This window comes from Streptomyces mutomycini (assembly GCF_001700505.1).
In the GTDB taxonomy this organism is placed as follows: Bacteria; Actinomycetota; Actinomycetes; order Streptomycetales; family Streptomycetaceae; genus Streptomyces; species Streptomyces mutomycini.
In genome coordinates, this window is record NZ_MAPV01000308.1 from 1 (window position 1) to 6,057 (window position 6,057).

The window sequence follows — 6,057 nt, forward strand, 5'->3', positions numbered from 1 at the left end:
ACACCGCCCTCGTCCGTCGCGCATTACGCGACGGACGAGGGCGGTGTCCTGGTCCTCTCGGGGATGTACGGACGCCTGGCGAGCCCGGCGTCCATGCGGGAAGAGATCCTGAAGGGCGCGGCCGGGGCCGAGGGAGCGGAGGCGGTCGTGCCGCCCAGGGAGTTCGAGCCCGACGGCTACGGCATCACGGTGGAGTGCCAGGTCGTGCGCTGGACGGACCTGGGCACGACGACCTACGCGCCGATGTGCGCCTGGGGCGACGCCAACACGGCGGCCATGGTCGCCGTGATCCGGCCCACCGAGACGGCAGAGGACGCACAGTCGGTCGACCTGACGCGGGCCGCCGAGGAGACGGCGATGGTCAGGGCGGAGATCCGCAGGCCGCTCGGCTGAGGGGCGTCCGGCCCAGCGCGTCCTCCACCGCGCACGCCATGCCGAGCAGCGCCGCGTCGGTTCCCCGGCCGGTCACCAGCTGGAGCCCGGCGGGGCAGCCGTCCGAGGTGAAGCCGGCGGGCACACTGGCCGCCGGATGACCGCTGAGGTTGAACGGCCAGGTGAGAGCGGTGGAGTAGACGTTCCCCGGACCCTCGTGGCCGTGCGGGGGCGTGGGCGCGACCGGAGCGAGCAGCAGCGGCGCCCGGGCGAAAAGAGCGTCCAGCGTGCGGTCGTTGGCGGTGCGGAGCCGCTCCGTGGACGGCGTCGGGCGTCCCGCGCGCACCGCGAACCACGCCTCGGCCGGGTCGAGCAGTTCGCAGGGGTCCGGCACCAGGCGTACCGCTCCCGCCGCCACCAGCCGGCCGACCGCCCGCCGCGTCACGTCCGCGACCTCCGGGGTGACGGACGCGAAGCCCAGGTCGGGGCTGTAGACGGCCGGCACGGGGAGCCGCGCGGGCTGCGGCACGTAACCGTCGGTCACATGGCGCAGATACGCCTCCGCCCGCTCCGCCGAGCTCGCGAGCACTCCGGCGGTCGCCAGGCCCGTGCGGTCGGGGGAGGGGAGCAGGCCCGCGCTCGTCCTCAGGCCGAACACCCCGCACCAGGCCGCCGGGATCCGTACCGACCCCGCGCCGTCACCGCCGGTCGCCAGCTCCACCATGCCCGCCGCGACCGCCACCGCCGATCCCGCGGACGAGCCGCCCGGAGTCCGGTCGGGGCGCCAGGGGTTGACCGTACGGCCGTGCGTCCCCTGCCCCCAGGTCTGCCACGGCGTACCGGGGCCGGGGACGGAGGTCGCCCCGACCGGGACGCCGCCCGCGGCGATGAGCCGGCGGGCGGCGTACGAGCGGATGCCCGCGCGGCCCTTCACGGCGAACGGCAGCCCCGCGAGCGGAAGCCGGGACGCGGCCGCCGCACGGACCCGCGCCTCCTCGTGCCATACCTCCGTGAAGGCGCACAGCTCCGGGTCGAGCCGGTCGATGCGGGCGAGGGAGGCTTCGAGTGCCGCTGTCATGGGACCAGTCTCCGCCCTTGTGCGCGGGCGCCCCGGCCCAGGTCCCGGCACTCCCGTGCCGTGATCGCCCGTCAGGCCTCAGTCCTCCAGCGCCGCCTCCATCACCGCCCGGGCGATCGGGGCCGCGTTGCCGCCCCCGCTGACGTCCGCCCGGTCCGCCTCCGCGTCCTCCACCACCACCGCGACGGCGACCGCCGGGCGGCCGGAGTCCGGTGCCTGCGCCCAGGCGATGAACCAGGCGTACGGCGTACCGGAGTTGTCCACCCCGTGCTGGGCGGTGCCCGTCTTCCCGCCGACCGTCACGCCGTCGATCGCCGCGTTCGTGCCGGTGCCGTCCTCCACGACGTCGGTCATCATCCGCTGGAGCTGCTGGGCGGTCGCCGGATCCATCGCCCGGCGGTACGAGTCCGAGTCCTGCCGGCGGACCGTGGCGCCGTCTTCCGTGGTCACCCGGTCCACCAGGTGGGGGCGCCTGAGGTCGCCGCCGTTCGCCACCGCCGCGGCCACCATCGCCATCTGGAGCGGGGTGGCCGTCGTGTCGAACTGGCCGATCGAGGACTGGGCCAGCTGGTCGTCGCTCATCTCCGAGTCGAAATTGCTGCGGGCCACCCGGGAGGGGATCGTGAGGCCGTCGTCGTTGAAGCCGAACCTCTCCACCGCCTCCAGCATCCCGTCCAGCCCCACCTCGACGCCTAGGTGGGCCATCACGGTGTTGCAGGAGACCCGGATCGCCTCCGCCAGGGACGCCTTCTCGCAGCCGCGCGCCTCGTTGGGCAGCACGGTCGAGGTGCCCGGCAGGACGTACGGGGACGGAGTGTCCGTCGCCGCGTCCGGATCGGTGACCACGCCGGCGTCGAGCGCCGCCGCCGCTGTCACGATCTTGAAGGCCGAACCGGGCGGATAGGTCTGCCGGATGGCCCGGTTGAGCATCGGCCGGCTCTGCGCACGGTTGAGCCGCGCCCAGGCGTCGGTGACCGAGGAGCCGGTGCCCGAGAGGACCTCGGGGTCGTAGGACGGGGAGGAGACCAGCGCCAGGATCCGCCCGGTGCCCGGGTCGAGGGCGGCCACCGCTCCGCGCCGGCCGTCCAGGCCCTCGTACGCCGCGCGTTGCACCGAGTCCTCGACGGTGGTGACGACATCGCCGCCCGGCTGCCGGCTGCGGGTGATGTCACCCCACAGCGGGAGCGGGGCCAGGAGCGGGTCGGTGCCGGAGAGGACGGCGTCCTCGGCGTTCTCCAGCAGCGTGGTGCCGTACGTCTGCGAGGCGTAGCCCGTCACCGGCGCGTACAGCGGGCCGTGGCGGTAGGTGCGCTCGTACGCCAGCTGCTCGCCGGTGTCCTTCGAGCCGGTGACGGGTTCGTCGCCGACCAGGATGTTGCCGCGCGGCTGGTCGTAACGGTCGATGGTGGTACGGCGGTTGGCGGAGTTGGTGTTGAGTTCATCGGCCTCGAAGAGCTGGACGCGGGCGGCGTTCGCCAGCAGGGCGAGGAGGAGGAACAGGCAGAATCCGGCGGCGCGCCGGATGTAGGGGATCACTTCTCCTCCGCGGCCGGTGCGGTGCCTGGTCCGGGGTCGGGGTCGGGCCCGGGGTCGGGGGTGCGGGCCACGTCGCTGACCCGGATGAGCAGCGCCACGATGATCCAGTTGGTGACCACGGACGAACCGCCCTGCGCCAGGAACGGCATCGCCATCCCGGTCAGCGGGATCAGGCCCATCACCCCGCCCGCGATCACGAAGACCTGGAGCGCCAGGATCGAGGCGAGGCCGATCGACAGGAGCCGCCCGAAGGGGTCCCGCAGCGCCAGGCCCGCCCGGAAACCGCGGGCCACCAGCAGGGCGTACAGCAGGAAGATCGCGGTGAGCCCGGCCAGGCCGAGCTCCTCGCCCGCGGTGGCCAGGATGAAGTCGGACTTGGCGGCGAAGCCGATGAGGATGGAGTGGCCGAGCCCGAGACCGGTGCCGAGCATGCCGCCGGCGGCGAACGCGAAGAGGGACTGGGCGAGCTGGCCGGGCCCCTGGCCCGCGTTGATCGTGGCGTACGGGTCCAGCCAGTCCTCCACCCTGCTGTGCACATGCGGTTCGAACGAGCCGACGGCGAAGGCGCCCGCGGCGGCGAGGAGCAGCCCGACGGCGATCCACCCGGTCCTGCCGGTGGCCACGTAGAGCATGATCACGAAGAGGCCGAAGAAGAGCAGCGAGGTGCCGAGGTCCCGTTCGAGGACGAGGACGCCGACGCTGAGCAGCCAGATCGCGACGATGGGGCCAAGGACGCGGCCGGTGGGGAACTGGAGCTTCCAGATCGTGCGGCCGGTGTACGCGAGCGCGTTGCGGTTCGCGGCCAGGTACGCGGCGAAGAAGACCGCGAGCAGGATCTTGGCGAACTCGCCGGGCTGGAAGGAGAGCCCGCCGATCCGGATCCAGATCTTCGCCCCGTTCACCGCGGGGAAGAAGATCGGCACGATCATCAGCACCAGGGCCGCCGCGACAGACACGTACGCGTACCGCTGGAGCACCCGGTGGTCGCGCAGGAGCACGACGACGGCGATGAAGAAGGCCACCCCGAGTGTGGACCAGATCAGCTGCGTCGTCGCCGCCCGGTCGCTCGGGGTCTCCAGGTCGAGCCGGTAGATCAGCACCAGACCCAGCCCGTTGAGCAGGACGGCGATGGGCAGCAGCAGCGGATCGGCGAACGGGGCGCGGAAGCGGACCGCGAGGTGGGCGAGCAGGGCGAGGAGACCGAGGCCGGCGCCGTACCCGGCGACGTCGGGGGGTACGGCGTTGTTCCGGGCGAGGCCGACGGCCGCGTAGCCGTAGACGGAGATGAGCACGGCCCCGATCAGGAGCGAGAGCTCGACGCCGCGCCGCTTGGGCAGGCGTAGCTCGGGAGGGCGTGCGTCCGCCGTCGTTGCGGTCATGCCCCGCAACGTAGCAAGAGGCGGGTGTTATTTCCCTTATGTCAGCTTCGTGGCACTACTCGGCGGACGCTCCCGGGGACGGCTCAGCTCTGGTACGGGTTCTGGCCGCCGGGAGGCGCGTAGCCGGGCTGCTGCTGGGCGGCGCCGAACGGATTGCCGTCCTGTCCGCCCTGGGCCTGCGCGAGCAGCTGCTCCGCCTGCTCCTTCGGTATCTGCCGTTCCCCGCCGCAGAAGGTGCACTGCGTCGCGTACTTCGTGGAGAAGGGGAACAGCGGCACGAAGAACAGCGTGAACTTGGTGACGCGCTTGCGCAGGGTGTGCGCCGCGGGATTGCCGCACCAGCCGCACACCATCGTCAGGACCGCCAGCTGATAGAGATAGCCCCGCGTACCGAAAATGATCATGATGTGGTTCCTTTCCCCGTGTCTTCCAGAAGCGTCCGCCGGCAGAGTGCCAGCAGCTTCTCGTCCTCATAAGTGTCGTGACTGCCGTAGCCGCCGTCCATCGCGTTGTGACGGCGTACGGAGAGAAGCTCGGCACGCAGTACCCGTGCCGCGTCCGACCCTGCCCCAGCCAGACCCATCCGCGCCAGACATTCCGCGACCCGGACCCTGACGTGCCGGTTCCTCTCCCATGCGGTGAGGAGCACCGGCACCACCTCCGCGGTCCGTCCCGACACCTCCCAGAGGGCGATCGCGGCGTCGACCCGGAGCCACAGCTCCTCGTGCGCCATCAGGGCCCGCAGCCTCGGTGCCACCGCTTCGGCCCGCCGTCCCAGCCCGCCCAGCGCCTTCGCGGCCGCCCGGCAGTCGTGCACCTGCTGCGCCCGCAGCCCCTCGGCCAGCACCGGCAGCACCGCTTCGGCATCACCCGAGACCGCCCACAGGGCCTCCGCCGCCTCCGTCGCCGCCGCCGACCCGGGCCGCCGGACCAGCCGGCGCAGCTCCGGAACGGCGCAGTGTGCGGCCGGCCCGAACGACCCCAGCGCCCGCAGTGCCGCAGTGCGCAGCCACTCTCCCCGGTACTCGGGCGCCCCCCGCAGCACCCGCAGCACCTCCGGGGCGGCCTCGCCCGCGCGCAGCGCCGTCAGCCCGGCGAGCAGCGGGCTCGCCCGGTCGTACGCGCCCTCGTCCAGACCGACCTCGCCGAGCCTGCGCCGCAGTACCCCGGCGAGCGGGGCCGCCGCTCCACCGAGGCAACGGATCGCGAACCCCACGTCATGCGGCACCTCGGGCCGCTCCAGGGCGGCTGCCAGCGCGGGCAGCACCCGGGCGTCGCCCAGCCTGGACAGCCCCTTCACCGCCGAGCCCAGGCCCGGCGGCCCGCTCGCCCACTCCCTCACCCACGCACCGGGGTCCGCCGCCACCCGGGCTGCCAGGGCGTCGGCCGCCGGCGCGGCCAGACCGAACAACTCCTCCAGCACGTGCGAGGCCGCCTCCGCGAGCCGCGGTTCCGGGTCCGCGAGCTGCACACCGACGAGCCGCACCAGACCCTCGTACGAACCACGCCAGGCCCGCATCAGCCCGCCGCTCATCCGTACGGCGTCGAGGCGCTGCCAGGGGTCCGGGCTGCTCAGCTGGTCCGTCAGCAGCGCCGTGCGGTCGTCCACCCGGTCGTCCAGGCCGCCGTGCAGCGTCCGCAGCAGATCGGCGGCCCACGGGGCGCTGCGCCCGGCGGACTCCTCGGCCGACA

5 protein-coding genes and 1 pseudogene are annotated in these 6,057 nt (G+C 73.4%); 1 reads left to right on the forward strand and 5 read right to left on the reverse strand.

All coding sequences use genetic code 11. From position 1 onward, the window contains the following. A pseudogene (locus BFF76_RS33185) lies at window positions 1-393 on the forward strand (hypothetical protein); the annotation flags it as partial. Here BFF76_RS33185 and BFF76_RS30025 read toward each other — a convergent pair. The 5 genes from BFF76_RS30025 to BFF76_RS30045 form a co-directional block, all read right to left on the reverse strand. Next, window positions 362-1,450, reverse strand: coding sequence for an amidase family protein (locus BFF76_RS30025; RefSeq protein ID WP_065849486.1), 1,089 nt, complete (start codon window positions 1,448-1,450; stop codon window positions 362-364). The pseudogene BFF76_RS33185 and the gene BFF76_RS30025 overlap by 32 nt on opposite strands. Window positions 1,451-1,528: 78 nt before the next feature. Then, window positions 1,529-2,986, reverse strand: coding sequence for a penicillin-binding transpeptidase domain-containing protein (locus BFF76_RS30030; protein ID WP_031091453.1), 1,458 nt, complete (start codon window positions 2,984-2,986; stop codon window positions 1,529-1,531). Beyond that, window positions 2,983-4,365 carry an FtsW/RodA/SpoVE family cell cycle protein gene (locus BFF76_RS30035; protein ID WP_065849487.1) on the reverse strand — a complete coding sequence of 461 codons (1,383 nt, stop codon included), beginning with the start codon at window positions 4,363-4,365 and terminating at the stop codon, window positions 2,983-2,985. The genes BFF76_RS30030 and BFF76_RS30035 overlap by 4 nt, the downstream gene beginning before the upstream one ends. A gap of 83 nt (window positions 4,366-4,448) precedes the next feature. Continuing rightward, a complete protein-coding gene (locus BFF76_RS30040) occupies window positions 4,449-4,769 on the reverse strand; it encodes a zinc ribbon domain-containing protein (protein ID WP_065849488.1) in 321 nt (106 codons plus the stop codon). Further along, a partial coding sequence (locus BFF76_RS30045; protein WP_420877237.1) for a HEAT repeat domain-containing protein occupies window positions 4,766-6,057 on the reverse strand: 1,292 nt, incomplete at its 5' end. The genes BFF76_RS30045 and BFF76_RS30040, both read right to left, overlap by 4 nt.

Bases quoted from the DNA above. Each gene is read 5' to 3' on its own strand.
- BFF76_RS30040 (WP_065849488.1), bottom strand. From the start codon at position 4,769: ATGATCATTTTCGGTACGCGGGGCTATCTCTATCAGCTGGCGGTCCTG.
- BFF76_RS30035 (WP_065849487.1), bottom strand. From the start codon at position 4,365: ATGACCGCAACGACGGCGGACGCACGCCCTCCCGAGCTACGCCTGCCC.
- BFF76_RS30025 (WP_065849486.1), bottom strand. From the start codon at position 1,450: ATGACAGCGGCACTCGAAGCCTCCCTCGCCCGCATCGACCGGCTCGAC.